The sequence below is a fragment of the Pseudomonas sp. MD330_10 genome, assembly GCF_042610415.1.
GTDB classification, from domain to species: domain Bacteria; phylum Pseudomonadota; class Gammaproteobacteria; order Pseudomonadales; family Pseudomonadaceae; genus Aquipseudomonas; species Aquipseudomonas rhodesiae.
In genome coordinates this window covers 206,371-230,725 of record NZ_JBHGZU010000008.1, presented here as the reverse complement: position 1 = coordinate 230,725, position 24,355 = coordinate 206,371, and the positions used below count along the sequence as shown (strand labels likewise).

19 protein-coding genes and 1 tRNA gene are annotated in these 24,355 nt (G+C 58.9%); 5 read left to right on the top strand and 15 right to left on the bottom strand.

What is annotated here, in order from left to right; translation table 11 throughout:
* Nucleotides 1–4: 4 nt before the first annotated feature.
* Both metE and ACFZPT_RS15670 read right to left on the bottom strand, forming a co-directional pair.
* A complete protein-coding gene (metE, locus tag ACFZPT_RS15675) occupies nucleotides 5–2,293 on the bottom strand; it encodes a 5-methyltetrahydropteroyltriglutamate--homocysteine S-methyltransferase (protein WP_034114098.1) in 2,289 nt (762 codons plus the stop codon).
* 117 nt (nucleotides 2,294–2,410) lie between these two features.
* On the bottom strand, nucleotides 2,411–3,076 hold the full coding sequence (locus ACFZPT_RS15670; RefSeq protein ID WP_034114100.1) for a DUF2268 domain-containing putative Zn-dependent protease: 666 nt from the start codon (nucleotides 3,074–3,076) through the stop codon (nucleotides 2,411–2,413).
* A 184-nt stretch (nucleotides 3,077–3,260) separates the two neighbouring features.
* Here ACFZPT_RS15670 and ACFZPT_RS15665 point away from each other — a divergent pair, with 184 nt between their 5' ends.
* Both ACFZPT_RS15665 and ACFZPT_RS15660 read left to right on the top strand, forming a co-directional pair.
* Complete coding sequence (locus tag ACFZPT_RS15665) at nucleotides 3,261–4,358, top strand: carboxynorspermidine decarboxylase (RefSeq protein ID WP_034098549.1); 1,098 nt, start codon at nucleotides 3,261–3,263, stop codon at nucleotides 4,356–4,358.
* A 28-nt stretch (nucleotides 4,359–4,386) separates the two neighbouring features.
* Complete coding sequence (locus ACFZPT_RS15660; RefSeq protein ID WP_034114103.1) at nucleotides 4,387–5,631, top strand: saccharopine dehydrogenase family protein; 1,245 nt, start codon at nucleotides 4,387–4,389, stop codon at nucleotides 5,629–5,631.
* 169 nt (nucleotides 5,632–5,800) lie between these two features.
* Here the strand turns inward: ACFZPT_RS15660 and ACFZPT_RS15655 are convergent, their stop codons facing one another.
* Both ACFZPT_RS15655 and ACFZPT_RS15650 read right to left on the bottom strand, forming a co-directional pair.
* Nucleotides 5,801–8,074: a hypothetical protein gene (locus tag ACFZPT_RS15655; RefSeq protein ID WP_052229575.1), complete on the bottom strand. Its 2,274-nt coding sequence runs from the start codon at nucleotides 8,072–8,074 to the stop codon at nucleotides 5,801–5,803.
* Nucleotides 8,075–8,126: 52 nt separating this feature from the next.
* Nucleotides 8,127–8,201, bottom strand: a tRNA-Leu gene (locus ACFZPT_RS15650).
* A 293-nt stretch (nucleotides 8,202–8,494) separates the two neighbouring features.
* Here ACFZPT_RS15650 and mddA point away from each other — a divergent pair.
* Complete coding sequence (gene mddA, locus ACFZPT_RS15645; RefSeq protein ID WP_034114104.1) at nucleotides 8,495–9,262, top strand: methanethiol S-methyltransferase; 768 nt, start codon at nucleotides 8,495–8,497, stop codon at nucleotides 9,260–9,262.
* A gap of 47 nt (nucleotides 9,263–9,309) precedes the next feature.
* Here mddA and glsB read toward each other — a convergent pair whose 3' ends face one another.
* The gene (gene glsB, locus ACFZPT_RS15640; RefSeq protein ID WP_034114107.1) at nucleotides 9,310–10,218 is read right to left on the bottom strand and encodes a glutaminase B; all 909 of its coding nucleotides are present in this window, start codon (nucleotides 10,216–10,218) and stop codon (nucleotides 9,310–9,312) included.
* A 55-nt stretch (nucleotides 10,219–10,273) separates the two neighbouring features.
* Nucleotides 10,274–10,618: a hypothetical protein gene (locus ACFZPT_RS15635; RefSeq protein WP_034114108.1), complete on the bottom strand. Its 345-nt coding sequence runs from the start codon at nucleotides 10,616–10,618 to the stop codon at nucleotides 10,274–10,276.
* Between the two features lie 229 nt (nucleotides 10,619–10,847).
* Here ACFZPT_RS15635 and ACFZPT_RS15630 point away from each other — a divergent pair, with 229 nt between their 5' ends.
* Nucleotides 10,848–11,258 (top strand): hypothetical protein, encoded by a 411-nt coding sequence (locus ACFZPT_RS15630; protein ID WP_080758750.1) that lies wholly within the window; start codon nucleotides 10,848–10,850, stop codon nucleotides 11,256–11,258.
* 44 nt (nucleotides 11,259–11,302) lie between these two features.
* Nucleotides 11,303–11,917: a hypothetical protein gene (locus ACFZPT_RS15625; protein ID WP_143506393.1), complete on the top strand. Its 615-nt coding sequence runs from the start codon at nucleotides 11,303–11,305 to the stop codon at nucleotides 11,915–11,917.
* A gap of 27 nt (nucleotides 11,918–11,944) precedes the next feature.
* On the opposite strand, the gene ACFZPT_RS15620 is transcribed toward ACFZPT_RS15625, so the two are convergent.
* The 9 genes from ACFZPT_RS15620 to ACFZPT_RS15580 all read right to left on the bottom strand — a co-directional run bounded on the left by ACFZPT_RS15620 (nucleotide 11,945) and on the right by ACFZPT_RS15580 (nucleotide 24,317).
* Nucleotides 11,945–13,132, bottom strand: a complete 1,188-nt coding sequence (locus ACFZPT_RS15620) for a sugar transporter (RefSeq protein ID WP_034114111.1) — start codon at nucleotides 13,130–13,132, stop codon at nucleotides 11,945–11,947.
* A 111-nt stretch (nucleotides 13,133–13,243) separates the two neighbouring features.
* Complete coding sequence (locus ACFZPT_RS15615) at nucleotides 13,244–13,606, bottom strand: hypothetical protein (RefSeq protein ID WP_034114112.1); 363 nt, start codon at nucleotides 13,604–13,606, stop codon at nucleotides 13,244–13,246.
* Between the two features lie 94 nt (nucleotides 13,607–13,700).
* Complete coding sequence (locus ACFZPT_RS15610; protein WP_034114113.1) at nucleotides 13,701–14,102, bottom strand: hypothetical protein; 402 nt, start codon at nucleotides 14,100–14,102, stop codon at nucleotides 13,701–13,703.
* Complete coding sequence (locus ACFZPT_RS15605) at nucleotides 14,099–15,325, bottom strand: EAL domain-containing protein (protein ID WP_034114115.1); 1,227 nt, start codon at nucleotides 15,323–15,325, stop codon at nucleotides 14,099–14,101. Before ACFZPT_RS15605 ends, ACFZPT_RS15610 begins: the two co-directional genes overlap by 4 nt.
* A 109-nt stretch (nucleotides 15,326–15,434) precedes the next feature.
* Nucleotides 15,435–16,526, bottom strand: a complete 1,092-nt coding sequence (locus tag ACFZPT_RS15600) for a fimbrial protein (RefSeq protein WP_034114117.1) — start codon at nucleotides 16,524–16,526, stop codon at nucleotides 15,435–15,437.
* Nucleotides 16,523–19,120 carry a fimbria/pilus outer membrane usher protein gene (locus ACFZPT_RS15595; RefSeq protein ID WP_052229576.1) on the bottom strand — a complete coding sequence of 866 codons (2,598 nt, stop codon included), beginning with the start codon at nucleotides 19,118–19,120 and terminating at the stop codon, nucleotides 16,523–16,525. Before ACFZPT_RS15595 ends, ACFZPT_RS15600 begins: the two co-directional genes overlap by 4 nt.
* A 38-nt stretch (nucleotides 19,121–19,158) precedes the next feature.
* A complete protein-coding gene (locus tag ACFZPT_RS15590) occupies nucleotides 19,159–19,899 on the bottom strand; it encodes a fimbria/pilus periplasmic chaperone (protein WP_099311691.1) in 741 nt (246 codons plus the stop codon).
* Nucleotides 19,900–19,959: 60 nt separating this feature from the next.
* Nucleotides 19,960–20,505: a fimbrial protein gene (locus tag ACFZPT_RS15585; protein WP_034114120.1), complete on the bottom strand. Its 546-nt coding sequence runs from the start codon at nucleotides 20,503–20,505 to the stop codon at nucleotides 19,960–19,962.
* A 221-nt stretch (nucleotides 20,506–20,726) separates the two neighbouring features.
* Complete coding sequence (locus ACFZPT_RS15580) at nucleotides 20,727–24,317, bottom strand: transporter substrate-binding domain-containing protein (protein WP_047881849.1); 3,591 nt, start codon at nucleotides 24,315–24,317, stop codon at nucleotides 20,727–20,729.
* Nucleotides 24,318–24,355 lie beyond the last annotated feature (38 nt).

Here is a 24,355-nt window from a genome sequence, read left to right as displayed (position 1 = left end):
CCATTCAAGCCAACTCGGCACGCAATTGGCGGGCGGCGGCGACCATATGAATCAACGCCGCCTCCGTCTCCGCCCAACCCCGCGTTTTCAAGCCGCAATCGGGGTTGACCCACAGCCGCTCGGCGGGGATGCGCCGGGCCGCCTTGCGCAACAGGTTGGCCATCTCCGAAGCATCCGGCACGCGGGGCGAGTGGATGTCATACACGCCCGGGCCAATCTCGTTGGGATAATCGAAGGCTTCGAAGGCTTCCAGCAGTTCCATGTCCGAACGTGAGGTTTCGATGGTAATCACATCGGCATCCATGGCCGCGATGGACTCGATCACGTCGTTGAACTCGCTGTAGCACATGTGCGTGTGGATCTGGGTTTCATCGCGCACGCCAGCAGCACATAGGCGGAACGCTTCGGTGGCCCAGTCCAGGTAGGACTGCCACTGCGCCTGACGCAACGGCAAGCCTTCGCGGAACGCCGCTTCGTCAATCTGCACGATGCGGATGCCCGCGGCTTCCAGGTCCAGCACTTCATCGCCAATCGCCAGGGCCAGTTGCCGAGCCTGCGCTTCGCGGCTCACGTCTTCGCGCGGGAATGACCACATCAGCATGGTCACCGGGCCGGTCAACATGCCTTTCATTACCTTGCGGGTCAGGCCCTGGGCGTAGCGGATCCACTCGACGGTCATGGCGTGCGGACGGCTCAGATCGCCGACAATCACCGCCGGTTTCACGCAACGCGAACCATAGCTCTGCACCCAGCCAAAACGGGTGAACGCATAGCCATCCAGCTGCTCGGCAAAATACTCAACCATGTCGTTACGTTCGGCTTCGCCGTGTACCAGCACGTCCAGCCCGAGGTGTTCCTGCACCTCGACGGCGTGACGAATCTCACTGTGCATGGCTTCGACGTATTCGGCCTCACTCAACTTGCCTTGCTTGTAGGACTGACGCGCCAGGCGGATCGACGCAGTCTGCGGGAATGAACCGATGGTGGTCGTGGGAAACAGCGGTAGATTCAGGCCGGCGCGCTGTTGCTCGATACGCTGGGCAAACGGCGACTGGCGCTGGCTGTCCCTGGCGGTGATGGCCGCCACGCGCGCCTGCACCGCCGGTTTATGGATACGTGGCGATGCCGCGCGAGCGGCCTGCACGGCGCGGCTTTCAGCGAGCGCGGCGCGTACGTTGGCGGCGTCGGGTTGGTCGACTGCCTGGGCCAGCACGGCCACTTCGGCGCATTTCTGTACCGCAAACGCCAGCCAACTCTTCAGCTCGGCATCGAGTTGGTCTTCACGGTCAAGGTCCACCGGGCTGTGCAGCAACGAGCACGACGGCGCCACCCATAACCGATCGCCAAGGCGTTCGTGGGCGTGCTGCAACGTTGCCAGGGTTTTTTCCAAGTCGCAGCGCCAGACGTTGCGGCCGTTGACCACGCCAAGGGACAACACTTTGTAAGCCGGCAAACGGTCGAGGATGGTCGGGTATTGCTCCGGCGCACGCACCAGGTCGATGTGCAGGCCGTCCACCGGCAGGTTGGCGGCCAGGCCGAGGTTTTCTTCCAGGCCACCGAAGTAGGTGGCGAGCAGTTTTTTCAGCGGGTCGCGCTGGATTTGGTTGTAAGCGCGTTCGAAAGCGTTTTTCCACGCCTGCGGTAGGTCGAGCACCAGGATCGGTTCGTCGATCTGTACCCACTCCACCCCCAACTCGGCCAGGCGCTGGAAGATCTGGCCGTACAGCGGCAACAGGCGGTCAAGTAAATCGAGCTTGTCGAATTCGCCGCCCTTGGCTTTGCCCAGCCACAGGTAAGTCAGCGGACCAATGATCACTGGCTTAACGCTGTGGCCCAGCTCGCGGGCTTCCTTGACCTCATCGAACAACTGATCCCAGCCAAGGTGGAAGTGCTGGTCGGCGCTGAACTCAGGCACCAGGTAGTGGTAGTTGGTGTCGAACCACTTGGTCATTTCCTGGGCGTGGGCACCGCCGCAGCAACTGTCGCTGACACCCCGGGCCATGGCGAACAGGGTATGCAGCGTGGCCTGGCCATCGGCTGGGCGAAAGCGCTCGGGGATCACGCCGAACATCAGCGAGTGGGTCAGCACCTGGTCGTACCAGGCAAAATCGCCGGCCGGCAACAGCTCGATGCCCGCCTGTTTCTGCACATCCCAATGGGCCTTGCGCAGGTCGCGGCCAACGGCAAGCAGGCCGGCCTCGTCGAGTTCGCCCTTCCAGAATGCTTCCTGGGCTTTTTTCAATTCACGATCGCGTCCAATGCGTGGAAACCCGAGGGAATGTGCGACTGCCATGACGTGCAACTCCAATGCCGTAAGTAATGGCAGGCATTGTCGGCAGACGCTGATCGTGAAACAAACTCATTTTATTCTAGATGATCACGAATATAGCTCATGATCAGATATTGGCCATTAGCAACGCAGCAAGCCTTCCTTAAGCCCTACCGCCATCACCTCTTGCGCCGAAACATTAAGCCACGCCTCCACGCCTGGCTCGCCAACCGAGGCCAGCCAACGCCCGACCATCTGATACCCCAACGCATACCCCAACCACCGAGGCTTGTCGCCAGTGCCGAAAAACCAGGCGCTATGGTCGTAATACCGCGCCTCAAGTTCACCCATGGGCACAGGCGCGGTTTGCAGCGCTTCAAGGCTGAACGCCCGCTCCCAGGGTTCCGCTGCGCTGCCCAACAGATGCGCCACGAACTGTCCCGCCAGCCCTTCGCTGACCAGCGCTTCTCCCAACGTCCAGCCGTAGCCGGGACCGGCCATGCGCAGGCAGTGATGCACCTCGTGCACAATGTGACGTTGCAGCGCGCCGTTGTGGAGGCTGTCGGCAAAGTGCGGGTTGTCGGGGTCCAGGGTCATGGAGAACATCGTGCTGCGGTAGGCCCGTCCGACCAGACCCAGTTCGGTAAGGGTTTCGCCGGGCAGACGCTGGATCAGTACGTCGAGTCGCGGCGGCGGCATCCAGCCGGCAATCGCGCGGTAAGCACTTTCGAATGCCGCGCTCACCTCGCGGCGACACTCGGCCAAGGGGCCCGAGGCCTCCAGCCAGTGCAGTGTCCATGCATCCATTCTCACCTCTCGTCGTCCTGAATCGGTTCCATCATCGAAGGGGGCCATCATACTGACGGCCTGTCATATTGGCAGGCCAGATTAAACGGGGCCGGCAAAATCCGCCCACTAACCTTTCGATCTGTTCCAAGTGCGGGCACAATGCGTGTCCTTTTTTGGCAGGCACCGCCGCAGGCTCTGAAAAATGATCAAAACGCCGTACTACCTCATCGATAAACAGAAGCTTCTGGTCAACATGCAGAAGATCGCCTACGTGCGCGAGCAGTCCGGCGCCAAGGCGCTGTTGGCGCTCAAGTGCTTTGCGACCTGGTCGGTGTTCGACCTGATGCAGCAATACATGGACGGCACCACGTCGTCGTCGCTGTATGAGTTGAAGCTCGGCCGCCAGAAGTTCGAAGGTGAGGCGCACGCCTACAGCGTGGCCTGGGCCGACGATGAAATCGAAGAGATGCTGGAGAACTGCGACAAGATCATCTTCAACTCCATCAGCCAGTTGCAGCGTTTTGCCGAACGTTCCGAAGGCAAGACCCGCGGCCTGCGAGTCAACCCGCAGGTGAGCAGCTCCGACTACCTGCTGGCCGACCCGGCGCGTCCGTTCAGCCGCCTGGGCGAATGGGACCCGGTGAAGATCGAAGGCGTGATCGAGCAGATCAGCGGCTTCATGTTCCACAACAACTGTGAGAACGGCGATTTCAGCCTGTTCGACAAGATGCTCGGCACCATCGAAGAACGCTTCGGCGCGCTGCTGCACAAGGTCAAGTGGGTCAGCCTCGGCGGCGGCATCCACTTCACCGGCGAAGGCTATGCGCTGGACGCATTCTGCGCACGCTTGAAGGCGTTCTCCGAGAAGTACGGCGTGCAGGTCTACCTGGAACCGGGTGAAGCGGCGATCACCAACAGCGCCTCCCTGGAAGTCACCGTGCTCGACACCCTCTACAACGGCAAACACCTCGCCGTCGTGGACAGCTCCATCGAAGCCCACCTGCTGGACCTGCTGATCTACCGCCTCAACGCCAAGCTGGCGCCAAGCGAAGGCGAACACACCTACATGGTGTGCGGCAAATCCTGCCTGGCCGGGGATATCTTCGGCGAATATCAATTCGATCGTCCGCTGGCCATCGGCGATCGGCTGTCGTTCATCGACACCGCGGGCTACACCATGGTCAAGAAAAACTGGTTCAACGGCCTGAAAATGCCGTCCATCGTAGTGAAACAACTCGACGGTACAGTCGAGGTGGTTCGTGAATTTGGTTACGACGACTACCTGTCCAGCCTTTCGTAAGCTGGCGGATAAAGGAGAGATAAAGCAATTGAAAAAGAACGTTCTTATCATTGGTGCAGGAGGTGTCGCCAAGGTGGTGGCCCACAAGTGCGCGCAGCACAACGACGAACTCGGTCGTATTGCTATCGCGTCGCGCAACATCTCCAAATGCCAGGCCATCATCGACAGCGTCAAGGCCAAGGGTAGCCTTAAGGTTCCCGCCGATATCCAAGCCTTCGCGCTGAACGCCCTGGACGTGGAAGCGACCAAGGCCCTGATCCGCGAGACCGAATCGCAGATCGTCATCAACGTCGGTTCCGCGTTCCTCAACATGTCGGTCCTGCGTGCCTGCATCGACACGGGCGTAGCGTACCTCGACACCGCCATCCACGAAGAGCCGGGCAAGGTCTGCGAGACCCCGCCGTGGTACGGCAACTACGAATGGAACCACCTGCAAGAGTGCCAACAGAAGAACATCACCGCCATTCTCGGCGTGGGCTTCGACCCGGGTGTCGTCAACGCGTATGCCGCGCTGGCGCAGCAACAGCATTTCGACCGCATTGATTCGATCGACATCCTCGACGTCAATGCCGGCTCCCATGGCAAATACTTCGCCACCAATTTCGACCCGGAAATCAACTTCCGCGAATTCACCGGACAGGTGTGGAGCTGGCAGAACAGCCAGTGGACCAGCAACACCATGTTCGAAGTCAAACGCACCGACGACCTGCCTGTGGTCGGTTCGCAGAATCTGTACCTGACCGGCCACGATGAAGTGCACTCGCTGTCGAAAAACCTCGACGTGCCCAACGTGCGTTTCTGGATGAGCTTCGGCGAGCACTACATCAACGTGTTCACCGTGCTGAACAACCTCGGCCTGCTCTCCGAAAAACCGGTCACCACCGCCGAAGGCCTGGAAGTAGTGCCGTTGAAGGTGGTCAAGGCCGTGCTGCCCGACCCGTCTTCGCTCGCCCCTGGCTACACCGGCAAGACCTGCATCGGCGACCTGGTCAAAGGCACCAAGGACGGCCAGCCGCGTGAGGTCTTCATCTACAACGTCGCCGACCACGAAGAAGCCTTCGCCGAAACCGACAGCCAGGGCATCTCCTACACCGCCGGGGTACCACCGGTAGCCGCCGCGCTGCTGGTAGCCCGTGGCGAATGGGACGTGCAACGCATGGCCAACGTCGAGGAACTGCCGGCCGAACCGTTCCTGAAGGCGCTGGATGTGATGGGCTTGCCGACTCGGATCAAAGACGAGAACGGTGATCGGGCCTGGGATGCAATGGCCTGATAGGCGATAGCGGACCGAACAAAAAAATGCGCCCGAAGGGGCGCATTTTTTTGTTTGGGCGGATACCTCTCTCCAACTGTGGGAGGGGCGGCGTTTGTTATTTCAGGTTCCGGGCCAAATGAGACGCTTGCGAGCAGTTCAAACACGTGAGCATCAACCAAATGATTACCTACTGCTCAACGGCCCAGTTTGAGTCAGCGTGCTGCGAAGGCAGTAGCCAGTGACGTGTAGTGCTCCATCCCAGAAACACCCTCGCACCATCGGCTGTTGGTCCCTGCTGAGGCAATACTTCGCCTGCGACGGCCTTACGCAAACCACTCATCAACGGTAGAAATTTTTCTCGGAAAGCCACAGGCTGTGTGGCGAAATAAGCCTCGACAGACCTCAACGCATCTTGGCATTCATATTCGTCAAGCATCGCAAGGTAAAACACCATCTGACGCCAGGCGTAGGCCGTATTCTTGAGCATTATCAACCGAGCATGATAGAGCTCAGTCTGCATTTGGTGCCGTTTGCAGATCCACTCAAAACACGTCTGGACCATGCTTTCTAGTCTAGGCTTCAGTAAAACTTTCAATCCAAGCTCATCAAAAAGCAGTGCGAGGTTTTGAGTGGTTAAAATCTGCTGCTGCTCAAGGATGGTGCCATTGGTTGCAGGGTGCCAAGTGCCCAATTTAGCCCCCGCGCGCTTCGCACATAGGGCGGCGAAGGCATCGTTTGAAACTCGCGCATGTCGTCGCCCTGTGGTGACCAGACGGGCCAGTTCATCGGTATCAATCGCGTAGTAACGTGCGTATAGGGTACCTGCTATTCCCCCTCCCGCTCGCCGGGCGTTGTCAGCGAACTTACGTGAGAACTGCCCCATGAAGATATCTGCAGCGACCTCTTCCACGAAGGGAAGATCGAGTCCCGCAGTTTTCGCCAGTGTTCCAAACTCCTGGAGAAGCTTGTTAGGAAGGATGGCATAAGGGAAGGAATGAATCGTCAATGCCGATGATTCAACGAGAGCTTGCCTGGCGGCACTCGCGACACCAACGCCTGACTGTCGATCACCCTCAATTGCAGCAATCCATGGCAACTCACCGAAACCGATCTGGCGCTGAAGGTTCAATAGCAATAACGAACGCCGTCGGCGGAAAGCCTGATAGGTCGAGGCGTAGAGCATCCTTAGTGCTTCGTCGCGTAACCCCGAGCTGCTGAGCTGAGCTGTCATAGCGGGCAGCACCCGTGCGACTGCGTCACCCGAAGTGATGAGTCCATGCTCGATCAACTCGTTGATTGTCCCACTGCGACAGCGTTTAACTCGCCGCTGGATCGCCGCGGGTATCGCTACACATCCGCCCGGCGCGCACTCGAAGGCCTCGTCAGCCGTGAGCGGAGCGACCAAATCGACAAAATCCGAAATACCACTTTGCGCCGGATACGTGCAGAGACGCTTTGCCACGGCACGCGCAATTAGGTGATGCTCTGGCCCTGCAACCTGGCGAAGCTGATTTGCACGGAACGCAAGGTGAGAGGCCGAATCCGGCGCGCCATGCTTGCGCACGAAGTCATCGACAATTCGCCTAATGCGACCTACCTGACGTCCTGTGAGCGATTCAGCGTCGCGGGCGCATTGCTCGAGCAGAAGAAACAACTCCTCCACACGATCGGGGGGGCATTTGTTGAGTCCAAGGCTTTTATAACGCGTAACTAATTCGGCTGCCTGCTCGCGCCACTGAGCCGGATAACTGCGGCACGGCCAGCCAGCCTGATAAGTCAGGAGGAAATGCGCAACGGCTGAATCATATAGGGGCAGACGGGCTTCAATACTCAGTTTCTGAGCAACGATCTGAGCGCGAGGCGGCAGGTTCGAAAGCAATTCCTTGACCTCACCGGCATCAACTATGTGAACCTGTGTGGCTGAAACCGGGAGCTGCCCGGAGATTGACGGAAAGAAACGCAATCGATCGAAGAAGGGAACAATCAGGTCTATCAGTGCCCTGGCTTCATCGTTGCGCTGTTGGCCTGACAGCCAGGCCACTGTCAGTAACGCAGCCTCTTCCGGCACATCAACTCTATAGTCACAAGTGCTCAGACGCTGGTGTAGAGCGTCAAGGCCATCATCCGTCAGGTGCCAGGCATTGATGTCCAACCGCTCGAACCCCGGGCGAATACCTGGAATAGAGGCGGCCAATTCCCGCTCATAGTCAGTCAATTCACCACCGGCCAAAAGATTGCCGGTGGCAAAGCCCCCCGTAACGACTTCCAGCGTAACCCAGGCGGGAAGTCCGGCAATCGGAGCGCGCGAGCCGTACTCAGCGGTGCCTTGCAGCATGTGCGTAATTACCTGCTGCCACTGTGAAATACGTCTGCCGGCATTAAAACGAGCAAGGGGACCGCAATTTTTATCGTGCGCAATCAGCGCTTTGGACAGTTGGAAAACCGCATAACCTGCGCCCATACCAGTTACCCTGTGTGCTCTGGGCATGCGTCCAGATTGCCTTGCAATGTGATGGGTCCGGAGGCTGGATTCGAACCAGCGCCCACCCGGTCCTGAGCCGAGTGTTCTACCGCTGAACTACTCCGGAACAGCGGGCGCATTGTCTGGCAATTGCTGAAGAATGTGAAGGTGCGAGGTCATCATTAAATAATGGCTGACGACCTGGTACTTCTTTCTTGTAGGAACCGCCAGAGATATCTGCCCGTTATTCGGCCCCGTGACTTTTCGAATCACTCCACAATCAGCTGAATCCTGCTGCCCGTAACGCTGAGAGCTGTCAATTCTCCCAGCTTACCGCGCACGCAAAACCCGCTAGGCTTAACCATGGAGTGGCTGACCTGCAGGTGTGCTGCCCATTCATCCTGTGTGTAGGGCACGCTCATGAATCTCGACAACAACCGCACCGCCCGTGCCGTCGCACTGGTGTACAGCACCTGCTGTTACATGGCGTTCCTAGTCACATGCTTATATTTGATCGGCTTCGTCGGCAGTGTCGCGGTGCCCAAAAACATCAACGATGGCCCCCTCCTCGCTTGGCCACTCGCCATGCTGATCAACTGCGCACTGATTCTGCTGTTCGGCGTCCAGCATACGGTCATGGCACGCAAAGGCTTCAAGCGGTGGCTGGCGGCAGTCTTTCCGACGTCCTTTGAACGCTCCACGTATGTATTGCTCAGCAGCCTGGTGCTTGTACTGATGGTCTGGCTGTGGCAACCGATGACGCTCACCGTTTGGGAGGTGGAAACGACGTGGGCCAAGACCCTGTTAATTGGCCTGTTCTGGTTGGGTTGGAGCATCGCTTTACTGACAACCTTTTTAATCGACCACTTCGAGCTGTTCGGACTCAAGCAGGCTATTGACCGTTGGCGCAAAGCCACACCAAAGGCGCCAGTATTCAGGACGCCACTGTTTTACAAAATCGTGCGTCACCCGCTGTACACGGGTTTCCTGATCGCTTTTTGGGCAACACCGCATATGACGGCTGGGCACCTGTTGTTTGCGATGGGGATGACGGTTTACATCTTCATTGGCGCCAGCTTTGAAGAAAAGGATCTGGTGGCGTTGTTTGGTGAGCGTTATCGGCGGTACCAGCAGGAGGTGGGCATGATTTTGCCGTGGGCGAAATCACGCAAAAAAGACGCTGAATAAACCTCTGTGGCGAGCGGGCTGGTCGTTCCCACGCGCGTGGGAACATCTCAAAACACCGACCACCCAATCCGCTCACTCAACAACTCCAACGCCTTGATCCCCGCCAGCGAATTCCCCGCCGCGTTCAACTCCGGCGACCACACGCACACCGTGAATTGACCCGGCACCACCGCGACGATTCCGCCGCCCACACCGCTCTTGCCCGGCAAGCCCACGCGATAGGCAAAGTTGCCCGCTTCGTCATACAGCCCGCTGGTGGCCATGATCGAGTTGACTTGCTTGGTCTGGCGCGCGCTAAGGACCTGTTCGCCGCTGTGGGCGCTGACGCCTTCGTTGGCCAGGAAGCTGAACGCCTTGGCCAGGTCCAGGCAGCTCATTTGCAGCGCGCAATAGTTGAAATAGCTGTGGAGCACCGCGTCCACGTCGTTGTGGAAGTTGCCGAAGGATTTCATCAGATACGCCATGGCTGCGTTGCGCGCGCCATGCTGGGCTTCGGAGTCGGCGACCACGCTATTGACCAGGATCTGCGGGTTGCCGGACAGGCGCCGCACGAAATCGCGCATCGATAGGATTGGCACGGCGAAGCGAGATTGGTTGATGTCGCAGATCACCAACGCGCCGGCATTGATGAATGGGTTGCGCGGGCGGCCGCGTTCGAATTCCAGCTGCACCAGGGAGTTGAACGGCTGCCCCGACGGCTCGTGACCGAGGCGTTCCCAGATGCTCTCGCCGCCGTGTTCGATGGCCTGCACCAGGCTGAACACCTTGGAAATACTCTGCACCGAGAACAGCGTATCGGCGTCGCCGGCGCAGTAAGCCGAGCCGTCGTTGCCGTACACCGCGATACCGAGTTGGTCGGCCGGCACATCGGCCAGCGCGGGGATATAGCCGGCGACTTTGCCGAGGCCGATCAAAGGGCGCACTTCGTCGAGAATCGACTCCAGCAGCGCCTGCATGTCTTGTCCTGTCATCGTGGATTGAATCAGTGGTAAACGGGGCGCGCAGGATACTTCAGTGGGCGCGAAAGCCCCACACAATCTCTACCACTCGCTCGGCCACGACCAGATACACCAGGATCAACAGCAGTTGCAGCGCCAGGTGATAGCGCAACTTAGCGAGGCGGCGGATGCCATCGCTGACGTTCAATAGCATCAGCATGCTCGACAACACAATCAGCCCCCACCCCGCTACGTTAGCGGCGAACACTCCGATAAACAGCGGCTGCTGCCCGAGCAACGTATTGGTGCCAGCGGCGAACAGCAGCGCGCACACCAGCAGATTTTTCACGTTATCGAAAATCTGCGCACTCAAGTCGTTTTCCAGCAGGGCCACATATCGCTTCCAGAACGTACGCATCAGTCATCACCGGGCAGGGGTCGGTCGTCAATCAAAGTAGTTCAAATGCCCAGGTGCTGCACCGTCCCATGAACTTAGATAGGCGCCAGGTTGACCCTCGCGCAACCTTCCACATAGGTGCGTTCCAAGGCTATCGCCAGCAGAACGACCGCAGCCAACAATGATGGCTCATAGCCATGTTTTGAGATAGGATCAGCGCCCTTGACCTCAACAAGGACGATGAACACATATGTCAGGCGAAGTAGGTTTTTCAGAGTGGCACCCGTGGTCCGACCGTGGCGAACTGCCTGGTAAACACTTGCCCGGGGTGTATTTCATCGCGCGCAGCAAACACAAACCAGATACTCACCGAAATTGCGATGCGACTATCTATATCGGTGAGACCACCGGTCAGAGCCTGGCTGATCGGCTGCGTCAATTCAATGTATCGGCTTTCAGCGAACGGGCCGGACACTCGGGAGGGAACACCTTCAGGCTGACGCTGCTTGAAACAACGCCCGCCGAACATATCTGGGTGTCTACTTGCCCGGTGAGTATGGGCATGCCTTACACCACCGCCTACATCAAGCATTTGGAGCGCAAGCTGCTCTGGGAATATGTATGCACATGGGGAAGGTACCCGGCGTGCAATCACAGCTGATTGCACATTCCGCACACATCATTGACCAGGCAAGCACTTAAGACATGACCCCATTGTTTTCGAAAACCACACCTTCAGAAGCCACACTGATCGCTGCTCGGATTGCTCCCGTGTTTGACGCGGTGCTGAACGAGTACGACTTCCTCAAGTATCCGGCAGCCCATTACCAAGCATTCAAGACCTCTTACTCAGCGCGAACGGCCCAGAACCCACAGATTGCAGATTCGCTGCTGTGGAAGTGGGGCCATTGGGGCAAACCGAACTACCCACAACGCCATCGCAACCTGATTGCAGAGGTAGAGGGGCTCTGGCCACGGTTCATCGGTTCCGGTTGCGCTCAAGCGCCAGACCAAACCTTCCAGTGGTGGCAGGCGCAGTTCAAACGACAAACGACCTACATCACGTCGGCCTACATTACGCACCTTGTACATCACAGCGCGCCCCTGCCCATTATCGACCAGCACAACTTTCGCGCGATGAACGCCCTGTTCGAGACAGTGCGCCCGTCCCAGAAACGCAAGAAACGGCCATCCAGCTGGAATGACATTCAAGTGCTCAAAGACTTTATGTCGCAGGTCCTGCTAGCCATGCCTCAGCGCAGCTTTTCTGAACTGGACCGATTCCTGATGATGTATGGACGCAACCACGTCCCTCGCTGACAAAACCCGGAGTAGCCAATTGGTTGGCTACTCCCGCGGCACCACCCCCGTCCCAAACCGCCGAATCGCCAGGCAATAGCCCACCAACGCCAGCGCCGCCAGCAATCCGCCCGCAGCGCCGATCCAGGCGAAGCCGAAATGGCTGCCGACCCAACTGCCCATCAGGGCGCCGCCGCCGATGCCGATGTTGTAGATACCGGAGAACATCGCCATGGCCACATCCGTGGCGTCGGGTGCCAGCACCAGCACCTTGGACTGCATGGCCAGGCCGAAGCCCATGATCGCCATGCCCCAGAACACGCTCAAGCCCACCAGGTAGGATTCGGCGCCACTCAACGGCAGCAACAGCGCCAGGCAGGCCGCCAGCAGGAACACCGTCCCGACCACGAACAGGTGCGGGTTGAAGCGATGTACCAGGCTGAACAACAGCGAGCCGATGATGCCGGCGCCGCCGAACACCAACAGGATCAGGGTCACGGCGCCGCCGCCCAGGCCCGCCACCCCTTCGACGAACGGTTCGATGTAGCTGTAGGCGGTGAATTGCGCGGTGACGGTCATTGCCGTAAGCACGTACAACGCCACCAGCGCCGGGCGCTTGAACAGCAGTGGCAGGCTGCGCAGGGAGCCGGAGTTCTGGCTCGGCAACAGCGGCAAGGTGCGCGCCAACCAGAACACCAGGCCCGCCGCAAAGGCAGCGATCACCAGGAACGTGGTGCGCCAGCCCATGGCTTCGCCGAGCAGGCGCCCCAGGGGAATGCCCAGCACCATCGCCAGGGATGTGCCGGTGGCCAACAGGCCCAGGGCTTGCACTTGCTTGCCCTGCGGCGCCAGGCGCACGGCCAGGGACGCGGTGATCGACCAGAACAGCGCATGAGACAAGGCGATGCCGATACGACTGACCATCAATAGGCCGAAGCTGGTGGCGACACTGGACAGGATATGGCTGGCGATAAACAACCCAAACAGCACGATCAGCAACTTACGCCGCTCAATGTTGCGGGTCAGCAGCATCACCGGCAGCGAGGTCAGCGAGACGATCCACGCATAAATCGTGAGCATCAGACCAACGTTGGCGATGGGCATGTCGAAGCTGACGCCAATCGCACTGAGCAGCCCGACGGGTACGAATTCAGTGGTGTTGAATACAAAAGCGGCCAACGCCAGGGCGATGACCGGTTGCCAGTTGGGCTGGGGAGTTGCGTTTGAAAGGCTCATTGACGGGCGCGGTACTCTGACGGTGATCGAGCGGCCACCCAGGACAAGCGCCGCCGCCGAGCATTCTATAGGTTTCTGGGCCGACTGTTGGCGCTCATCCGCAGCGCAGCCTCAAGGCGACGTCAGGGTAATCACATAAGCACCCGATTTGACCGGCTGACCGAGACGGTCCACCAGCAAGTACTGCTGATCGTAATTACGCCCGCTGCGGCTGTCCGCCACCAACCGCAGACTGGCCCCGTTGACGCTTGCCACGGGTGCCACGCCGCGGACCGTGAACTGGTTACCGCGGCTGGCGCTGGGGCACCCCGTGACGTCAAACTGCGCGTCACTGTGCGCATTTGTCGCACACACTGGCTCGGCGATACTCCCAATGAAATTGATGGTGCCTTGGTTCGGCGGCTGCGCCGCGCCGCATGTGCTAGCCCAGAGGCAAAGGAGACCTGTCGTTGCCGAAAAACCGTTGATACGCATGCTGGTACTCCTTTCTGGTTATTAAGAAGTAAGTCGTCAGCATCGGCACTAACTTGAGGTTAGTCGTCGGTGAAGGTCACCGCGTGGGCAGCAATTAATGCATGAGCGGCCTGGGAAGTGGGTCCACTATGCTCAATAAATGACGGATCGGTAAACCTTCAGGCAATTGCACAGAGCTGACAGCGATCCGTCCGTTGATCTTCGCAGTCAGTCGCACCAGATGTGCGTCCGGCACATCGTAGATGAACACCTGACCAACGCGAGGGCTGTCCAGACAGAATGCCAAGAGGTCCAAACGAACATCGGCAGCCAAGTTAGCGTTCACCAGAACCAGGTCAAATGCGGTATGACCATACTCCAGCAAGATGAGCATTTCTTCCAGGTTCGAAACCGGTGCAATCGCGTAATACCCCTGCTGGTTGAAGTCGCGTTCCAGGCGCAGGCGCTGAAAATGCTGGGGGTCGGCGATCATGATACGCAGAGCTTTGTTGATCATGGGTGGGCTCCTACCAACTCAATGGGTTTAAGCGGTTGCACACTGCGCCGCAGCCAGCGCAATAAGTCACCGCCGTTCATAGGGCGAGCATGCCAATAGCCCTGACCTCGGGTACACCCTAGTGCCAGCAGCGCCTGCTGCTGCTCTGTGGTTTCAATGCCTTCGACCACCACCGACATGCCCAAGGTCTGCCCCAGCGCCAGGGTGCTGCCGATAACGGCGCGACAGCGCGGGTCGTGCAGTAAACCGCGAACGAACTCGGCATCGAGCTTGATCTCGTTGAAGGGCAGTTGGCACAGGCGCTGCAAGGAGGAGAACCCCGCGCCAAAGTCATCAATCGATAATTGGCAGCCCATCATGCGCAAGCGCACCAGGTTTTCCAGAGCCACCGCCGGGACCTCAAGCAAGCCGCTTTCAGTCAGTTCGAAGGTCAAGCTGCTGCACGGCGTCTGATGGACGGCAAGCAGGCGCTTGATCCGCGCGGTCAATTGCCCCTCGGCCAACTGCGCCGCGTGCAGGTTGAACGCTAGGTCCACCGATAGATGTTGCCGCCTGGCCTGGCGCTGCAAGCGCAGGGCTTGGCCCATGAGCACGAACAGCAAGTCGTTCATCAACCCCCAGCGCTCGATGGCCGGCAAAAAAACTGCCGGTGATAGCACCCCTTGGGACGGATGATTCCAACGTGCGAGCACTTCCACCCCGTGTACAGCCCCGCTGATTAGATCGAATTTAGGTTGGTAATAAGCTTCCAATTGCTGCTCAGCGATGGCACGGCGCACCTGCTGCTCGCTGGCCATTTCCACGTACGGCCGTGCGTTCACCGGTATGCGATGTTGGGTCACCGCCCGTTCAAGCAATGGTTGCAAGGTTTCCAGTTGCAACGGTTTACCGACATCGCCAAGCATGTTCGCCCCCAGCAATGCCGCCATCCGCCCCACGGCGCGCCGCACATCCCAAGGCAGGCTGCTGCTGACAATGATCGCCAGCGCCTGGCCGGTCGAGCTGACGTGCTGAATAAAGTCCAGACCATCCATGCCTTCCATGTGTAGGTCGCACATCACCACGTCCACCGGCCCCATTGCATGCAGCACGGCCAGAGCCTCTGCGCCGTTGCCAGCCTCAAGCACATAACCACACCCCAGTTGCTTGAGCAGGCTGACGGCAACGCAACGTTGGAACAGGTGCTCTTCAAGGACCAGTACCCGAAGCGGTAAGAAGGACATGATGACTATCTCGCATTAACTGAGTTGAACAGCCCCGCGGCGGCTCAATGAAATCCGCGCGACGATGCGTGAACGTAGATAAAGGTATTCCGCGCGCCCGACCGAGTGCTCAGTAATAGTTGAGGGTGAACGTGGTGGTTGCGTTCGCCGGGCCAGCGGTAATGCTGTTGCCGGTCTGTATGTACCTGGCCTTCAACGGGATGCTGTAACTGGCGCCCTCCTCGGCGCGCGGCGTGATGCCGCTGGCGCGTAACGTAGCCAATGGCAACGGCGTGCCAGCGCTGTCCGCCACTTGCACACCCACACCGGTAGCGGCCGGGTTATCCCCGGGGGCGCTGGGGTTTAGGCTGAGGATGCCCAACGACGCGTTCAACGGCATGCGGGTCGGGTCGAGGCGTACTCGCAGCACATTGTTCTTGCGTGAGTCCAGGTTACTGACAGTGCCATCGCTGGCCCAGTGCGGGCCACTTTCCTGGTAGTACCCGTTGAACGCCGGACAGTTGTTCAGTGCGATGGAAAAGTCTTTCCAAGGCGTAAAAGAGTTGGGGCCGGAGAACTCACTGAGCTGATGGCTGCCCATCGGCACATTGACATCCGGCGTAGAGCACGTGCGCGAGACGATATTGATGCTGCCGGAGAAGTTGACCCGTTGAACCTGCAGGGAGTTAGTACTGATACGGGCCTGGGTCATGGTCGGTAACAACGAACCCTGGATCGTCCCCGGCGAAACGTCACCGATTTTTATGAAGGACAAATCAAAAGCCAGTGTGCCGGTGATATTCAAGTAGCAGTTGGCGCTCGCCCCGCCACAGTTTAGGAGAGTTTGGGAAGACGGCATCGGTGTGCCCGCATACCAGAGCGCCACTCCAATACCGGGCACTCCGGTCTGATAGACATGGCCGCCGTAAGGCGTTCCCGCCCAGTTGGACAATGGTAAAGGAGTGGTCGGCAAGTCGCGTCGAGTTTCAATGTTATAGATACCTGCGGAGCACACGATCGTGTAATTAGCCGCCGACGAAAAGGTCTGCCGATAAATCTCCGCACCCAAGGGCACATCCCGGCCAACCGTCAAGTTGCCACCCAGCAACGGCTGGGTGCGCACCAGGCTGGCATTGGGGGTTGAATAGTTGCAATCGGCCATCGCTACACCCGTCATCAGGGACACGCTTGCCGCAACCGCCACGCGGATCAATATCTTCATTTTTTTGCTCCTGCAGTGCTCGACGAAGCAATGCGATTATCGGGTTGAGTCCTCGAACAAACGACATCGACTTGCTGCAATTGCTTGTCGTCGCTGGTGCCAGGCGGCAGTGGCAATGCACATTGCTGATCGGCCTGACGACCCCAGTTGATCAACAACCGGCGCGCGCCGTCCTTGACGCGGGCATACAACTGCCCGCCCTGCCCAACCACACCCACGGACACGCCGCGGTCATCCATCACCCCAGCACCGAACGGCAGCTTGCTGCCATCGCTGAGGGTCACATTGAGCAGCAATGCTTGGCCGTTACGGGTGCCGTACTTGAGCGCCACCACCGCACCAGCGCGCGGTGCCACTTGTTGGCTGGTTTCATCAAGCTCGACGTCCAGAGAAGTGCCTAACGGATCGATGGCGACCTCGTTCAATTCGTAAGGGCGCAGATAAGGCACCACTGCGTTGCCACGACCATCAAGCTTAAGACCGGGGAATCCGACCACCCCGGCACCCTGGGCGCCTTCGGCAGTGATCACCGCCATGGTTTCGCCGCGATAAGGCGTAAGCGTCACCCCGTTAGGATGGGCAACCACGCTGCCGCTGGCATTCAGGGACAGACTGTCGTAGCCCGCTCCACGGCTGACAGTCGCGCCAACCATCGCTTTGGGCCCGGTGTACTGGCCACTGATTGCTGTGCTGTTGGAGCCCGTGGCTCCTTCATGGCCTCCGGTTAGGCTATAGCTGTATTGGCGATCTTGGCCTGCGGTGCCACTGAGCGTCGCTTGTTCGCTGTATTGTCCGTGGGTATCGCGCAACAAGCGTGCCGACAGCTGTGGTTGATTGGTCGAGGCACCGAATTCCAGGGGCATGCTCACGGTAAACAACAGGCTGTTATCCATGTCTCCCAGGCCGATGCGGCTGCGGTTGGCATTTACACCATAACTAACACTACCGACCTGCTTGTTGTAACTGAACTGGTACTGCACATCCCGCCCCGGTTGGTTCCAGTAGTCTTGCGAAAAGCCGCTGAACGCTACCTGCCCCCACGAGCCCAAGCTCTGATTGGCAGTGAGGGATAGTCGACTGCGAGCACGGGCATACAGGCTGGTGTCGATACCGTTGCGTTCGGCGTCCAGCAACAATATGGCGCTGTTGAAGTCCAGGTATTTCTGCGTGGAAAATCGCGTAGCGGCCACGGCAAAGTTAGTGCCGGTGCTGAGAATGTTCTTGCTGTAGCTCATACGCACGCTCTGGCCGCTGTCCAGTCCCCCTTTGAACTGGGTACTTCCCTGGGTCACGTCAATGGACATCGCACCGATCGGCGTACTGAATGCCAGACCGCCCAGCAGCGCACGATAGTCGTCGCTGCCCTGGCCGCCGATATAGCCGGTAAAGATATTGCTCAGACCCAACTGATAAGTGCCCTGCGCCAACCGTGCCTGGTTCGAGATGAAGTTATTGCGCGTTTCACCGGCAGTGATGCTGTAGCGTGAAGTGCCTGGGCGCAGTAATTGCGCCGCGGCCGCATAGGGCACGATAAAGCGCTGTTCGCTGCCGTCGGCTTCATAGACGGTCACGTCCAGATCGCCGCCATAGCCCGTGGCATACAAGTCATCAATCACAAAAGCGCCGGGCGCCACGGTGGTCTCAAAAAGCAGGTTGCCGGCCTGGCGTACAGCCACCCGTGCACTGGTGCGCGCAATCCCTCGAATAACCGGTGCATAGCCACGTTGGGACTCGGGCAGCATGCGGTCGTCAGTGCCTAACTGCACCCCGCGATACGCCAGAGTGTCGAAGATCTCGCCACTGGTGTTGGACTCGCCGACAGTCAGTTGGCTTTTCAGGCGGGTGACATCCCGCTGGGCGTAGGTGTTGAGCGTCTGGTAGTTCTGCCCAGTCTGTTTCTGCCAGCTCATCGAGCCGTTATGACGCAAACGCCAATCCCCCAGGTTCAGGCCCGCGTTCAGGCCCAGGTATGCCGAATCGTCACTGCCGTAATCAGTTCTGTTGTGGTTAGCATTGAAGGTGTAACTCACCATACCGGCGGTCACACCCCGGTCCCACAGCTCCGGGCTGACATACCCACGAGCATCGCGGCGCAATACGATTTGAGGGATGCTGATGTCCAGCTGTTGGCTGGATGGGGAAAAACTGGCCGTGGCCCCTTTGATCAGTTGGCCGATGTCCAGGCACGTCACGCCGCTTTCCAGACTCGCTATGGCATGCGCCGACAGTTTGAGCATGTCCACCCCGACCCGCTCAAGCAAACCGCGATTGACACAGACCACAGGGTTGCTGCCGTCCGGGCCGGCGTTGATCCGAATATCCTGACGCATGACCAGCTTGCCGTTGATCACCATGTCTGCTCGGTACTCACCGGGCAATACCGGGTTGCCTTTCTCGTATTGCGTCAGGTCCAGAGAGCGCGAGTCTTCGGGCAGGAACGCATCGTTGAACTGCACGTCCTCGGCCCAGCCTGACTCGGCAATCAGTACCACAGGCAGCAGCGTCAGAGTTTTGAGAATGCGCAGCGTCGCAGGATTAAAAACAAAGCGAGGCCGCGCCTGCTGGCCGGGGCCAAGGCGTTGGATGGTCATCATAAAAATACTCGTGCGCAGGCGTTTCGTCGCGAAGGGGGTCAGGGCTTGAGCGGTTGCTTGATCGGCATCAACGCGCCGTAGTCGTTGATAGCGTTGTATGCCACCTGAGCGGATGTTGGCGGCAAGGACTTCAGACCAGGCAGAACAAATACCTTCGTCTGGCCTGGGCCGACCATGCCATTTTCACTCTCGTAACGCTGTTCACCGACCAGCAGCGTGAGATCTACTTGAGACACGTGATAGGCCGTTGGATTGAACGCCTGTAGGGCGTACTCCTGGCCTTGCCTGATCACCTTCCACTGCACCATAGCCGGGGCGTCGACAGCCGTGCCGGGTAAGCCGTCTGGGCGGTAGAAGATCTTGATGCGTGAACGAAACGCCATTTGCAGCACATTCTGATCCACCGCACCCTCGGCCTTGGGTGGAATCTCCAGCACGTTGAGCCAGAACACCGACTCCTTGTCACTCGGCAGCGCGGCGCCGGTGAACATCAGCCTCAGGCTCTGGCCTTTGCTTGGGTCGATCCGCGATACCGGCGGCGACAACACAAACGGCGCCTTAGAACTGGTAGGGCTTGACTGCATATCTCCAGTATCCACCCAGGCTTGTACCAAGGCAGGCATCAAGCCGTTGTTGTTGAGCTTGACGGTGATTTCTTTCTGGTTCGCAGGGTACACAAGACGCGTGCCAGTGATCACCACCCCGGCCATTGCCTGCGAACACGCCAGTGCGGCCGCTAACAGGCAAAAACCACGGCGTAGATTGTTCAGATAGGACATAACACACCTCATCCGCAAGACATCGGCGCGCCGGATCGTGGCGCGCTGACGTATGACGGCTTATTGATAATCGACGTTGTAGGTCACGCTGCTGGTAACCGTACCCGCCTCAGTGGCGCCGGTAGCCAGATATTGCACGGCGTACGACATGTTGGCGGCGCCAGAGGCATCGATGGTGTTACGTGTGGTCTTGGTGCGCTGGTTCGTGTTGCCGGCCTGGATAACAGCGCCGCCCTTAGCATCGATCAGTTGCAACTGCACGTTCTTAGCCGAACCGGCCATGTTGAGGAGGTTGCCGGTCAACGGGTCCACCGAGGCGCCGGAGTTGAAGAACGCCGCGGCGGTAGTGGCGGGGCCGACGCAGTTGGTCAATTGGATGGTAAAACCGGTACGACCCTCCGCTTGGCCGGCAGAGGTCAACAAACCGGTGGAGATCGTCGGCAGGGTCACCGTAGCGACGGCTGGAGTAACAACCCCATCCACAGCGATGGTGCAGGTTTGTTCATTCAGTTCGCCGTTGAAGTTGATGGTACCGTCGGCCGCGTTTGCGAACTGGGCACCGGTGGCGAGAAACACGGCAGCGAGGGTGAATGCGTGAACGTTCATGGTAAAGCTCCAAAGGGAAGGTTTTCATATACAGCCGCCAAACCGGATCGACCTGCCACCAGCCAAAGCGGTGGCGCAACGAACACGACATCTGGCTTGTGCGACAGGGCCATCATCCCGCTATGGGCGCCCCACACCTGTAGTACCCTTCCCCTCAACGTGTAGGAAATTTCCCACACGCTTTTCAACATTCCCGCACAATCCGGTTTCGGCTCTCTCTGTCAGACCAGATAGGTCTCCAGCCGCTGCCCCAATTGTTCCATCGCTTGCTGCAACGCGTCGACGGCTTCGGTCAGCACCGCCGAATTCAAACCTTGGCAGGCAACTTCCAACGCTTCGCAACAGTCGATCAACCACTGCGCCTGGATAATCCGCGCACCACCTTTGACCCGATGCGCCAGGTCGCCCAGCCCAGTCAGGTCATGCTGAGTGAACAACTTGATCAGGCGCGCCATGTCCTGTGCGTTGCTGGTGGCCAAATCATGCAGCAAGGCTCGGACAGCCGCCGCATCGCCACGGCTCAGTTGTTCGAGACCGGTCAGATCAAGCCCCTCAATGGCACCCGACATTCCCTGCTCGGCTGAAACGCTGAGTGCGGGTATCAAGCTCACTAATCGTTCGTTGAGATCATTGAGACTGAGGGGTTTGAACAGACAGTCATCCATGCCGGCCTTCAGGCAGCGGTCCTTCTCTTCAGGCTGGGCATTAGCGGTCAACCCGAGGATTATCCCGTGGGTAAGCCCTCTGCTGCGCTCCTCATCGCGAATGGCGCGGGCCAGGTCATAGCCGCTCATGATCGGCATGCTGCAGTCGGTGATCACCACGTCAAAATGTTGCTGGCGCCAGGCACGCAAGCCATGGGCTCCGTCTTCGGCATCGCTGACGCGGTGCCCCAGAAATCCCAACTGCTGGGATAGCAACAGGCGGTTGGCGGGGTAATCGTCTATCACCAAGACATTCAGCGTCCGCACTGGCTGGGGCAACTCCGCCGCAACCGCTGCGGGCTCATCCATCAGCACCAGGGTGGGCAAACTGATACACACCTCAACCTGGGTGCCTTGCGTCAGCACACTGCTCAGGGTCAAGGTGCCGCCCATCATTTCGCACAGCGTGCGACTGATCATTAGCCCCAGTCCCGAACCACTGCGCGCTGACTGGTTTTGGTTGACGGCCTGGCTGAAAGGGCTGAACAGACGCTGCTGGTCCTCACTGGAAATACCGATGCCGGTGTCCTCAACCCGCAGGCGCAGTGCCAAGCGTTCGTCATTAAGGCTTGGCTCGACGCTGACCTGCAAACGCGCATGCCCCTGCACAGTGAATTTGATCGCGTTACTCAGTAGGTTGGAAACGATTTGCTTGAAACGCAGCGGATCGACCAGTACCTGACGGTTGAGGGTGCAATCCAAGTCGAGGATCAAGCGCAGTTGTTTCTGCCGCGCCAGGCCCTCGAAGATACGAGCCACCGACTCCACCAGTTCCAGCAGATTGGCCCGCTCGGGTGCCAGGGACAGGCGACCGGATTCGATGCGGGCAATGTCGAGGATATCGCCGATCAGGTCCAGTAACCCATGCGCAGCGGTGGACGCCACCTCAATGGAAGCACGGTCCATATAGCCTTGATCGGCTTTTTTCTGCGCCAGTTCCAGCATGCCAATGATGGCATTCATCGGCGTGCGGATTTCATGGCTCATGGTCGCCAGGAAGCTCGTCTTAGCACGACTCGCGTCGTCGGCGCGCTCCTTGGCTTCGCGCAGGGCTTCGAGCAAGTGCTGGCGCTCGCTGACGTCGATCCAGCCACCGATCATGCCGCTGACCTGACCGTCGCTACCTCGGTAAGGCAACATCCAGTGATAAATCGTCAGCACTTGGCCATCTGTCATGGTCAGGTCGCGGTCCTGAACGCAAGGCACGCCCGCCTCCATGGCCTGTAGATAATCTTCATGATAAGCCGCCGCTTCACCGGCGTTACTAAGTACACCGTCCACCACGGTCTTGCCGATGACGGCTTCCCGCTCGACATTGAATACGCTCAGGTAGCCGCTGTTGCATACCATCAGGCGCCCTTGGCGATCACGCACGTAGATAGGATGGGGCGTGCCATCGATCAAAACACGCATGAACTCCAACTGGTCGTTCAAGGCAATTTCGGCCTGCCGGCGTTTACGCATCTGCCCTCGTAGGTAGGCGATCCAACCAACAGCCATCACCAACAACACTGCGGCCAAGGCAAAGCCCTGAATGATCACAGTGCGGTTACGCAACCAGTAACTGTCATCAACGGCTATCTCGCTTCGCCATCGGTTGGTGACTTCGTCCATTTCCTCCGGAGGAATGCTGAGAAGGGCTTTTTCGAGGATCGAATACAGCTCCAGCGAGCCACGCGGGGTGGCGAATGCCGTGCGTGCCAGTTGTGTACCGACGGTGCTGGTAATGCGCAACTGATCGCGGTATTGGCGCGAGATCATATAGCGGGCAATGATCAGCGAATTGACCGCCGCATCTGCATTGCCGTTGGCCACCAGGTCCATCGCTTCCTGGGCGTTGCTCGCCTCCACCAGTTCAATCTTGGGGTATTGCTCAACGATCAGTTCTCGAACCGGATTACCGTGGATAAGCGCCAGGCGCTTGCCCGCCATGTCGTCCAGGGTATTGGGCGTGGAAGGGTCGATGCCACTGACTAACACATAGGGTGTGTTCAAGTAGGGTCGGGTAAAACGTAACAAGCCCTCACGTGCAGTGCTCGGTGTCAGGGTGATCAGCAAGTCGGCTTCGTCGTCGCGGATGCTGTCCAGCAAACTGGCGACCGAGTACAAGCGCCGCACTTCGAACTTCAAGCCGGTGCGCAGGGCGACTTTGGCCAGCACATCTGCGCTGAGGCCGCGAAACTCGCCCTGCTCGTTGAAGAACGACAGCGGCAGGTAGCTGTCGATTACCGCCACCCGCAGCGAAGGGTGCGCATCCATCCAGCGCTGTTCGCTGGTGCTGAAATGCAGAGCAGTCAGCCCCGGCATGCTGGCGCCACCAGCGCTCCAGCGCCGCAGAATATTCATGCGCTCGCTGACAGGAATCGCCGCCAGAGCCGTGTTTAGGATACGCAGCAACCGCGTCGATTTCTGGGGCACGGCGAAGGCAAAGTTGCTGGCTTCGATCTGGGAAAAATCCGCCAGTTGCACGTTATTCAGATAGTTTTTGTTGATTAGAAAATTCGCACTGATCGCATCGCCCAAGTAAACATCGGCACTCCCGAAAGCAACTGCGCCGATCGCGCTTAAGGTGGAGGGATACAACTGAAGTGTCGCCTTGGGGTAGAAAGCCTTCACCTCCTCGGGCGAAAGGTAGTGATAAAGCATAGCGATCTTAAGCCCCGCCAGGTCCGGGCTCAGTCCAATGCTGTCACCCAACCGGGTGACGAGCGCGGGCATATCTTCGGCATAGGCGCTGGATAGCATGATGCCAGTATCCTGAGCTTCATAGCCGTTGGCTACGCCCAGAAAATCTACCTCTCCACGCTTGAGCGCGGCGATCACATCAGCGCGCGAGGCATAACGCCGTACCTCCACGCGTACGCGCAGAAGCTGGCTGACCAATTGTGCATAATCAGCCGTCATGCCCTCATAGTCACGATTGTTACTGGCCATGCCCAACGGCGAATAGTCAGGGGCGGAATCCCCCAATACCAAGACATCCTTGCTACGCAGCCAACTCCAGTCTGCCTCGGCCAGCGGAGCGCTGTACCCATCCACATGGGAACGCCCCAGCACTTGGAATAGCTCGGCCTGCGGAGCTGCCAGCGCGCAACTGCTCAAGGCCATCCCTGCAGCCAAAGCAACGATTCTTGTACGCCAGTAAA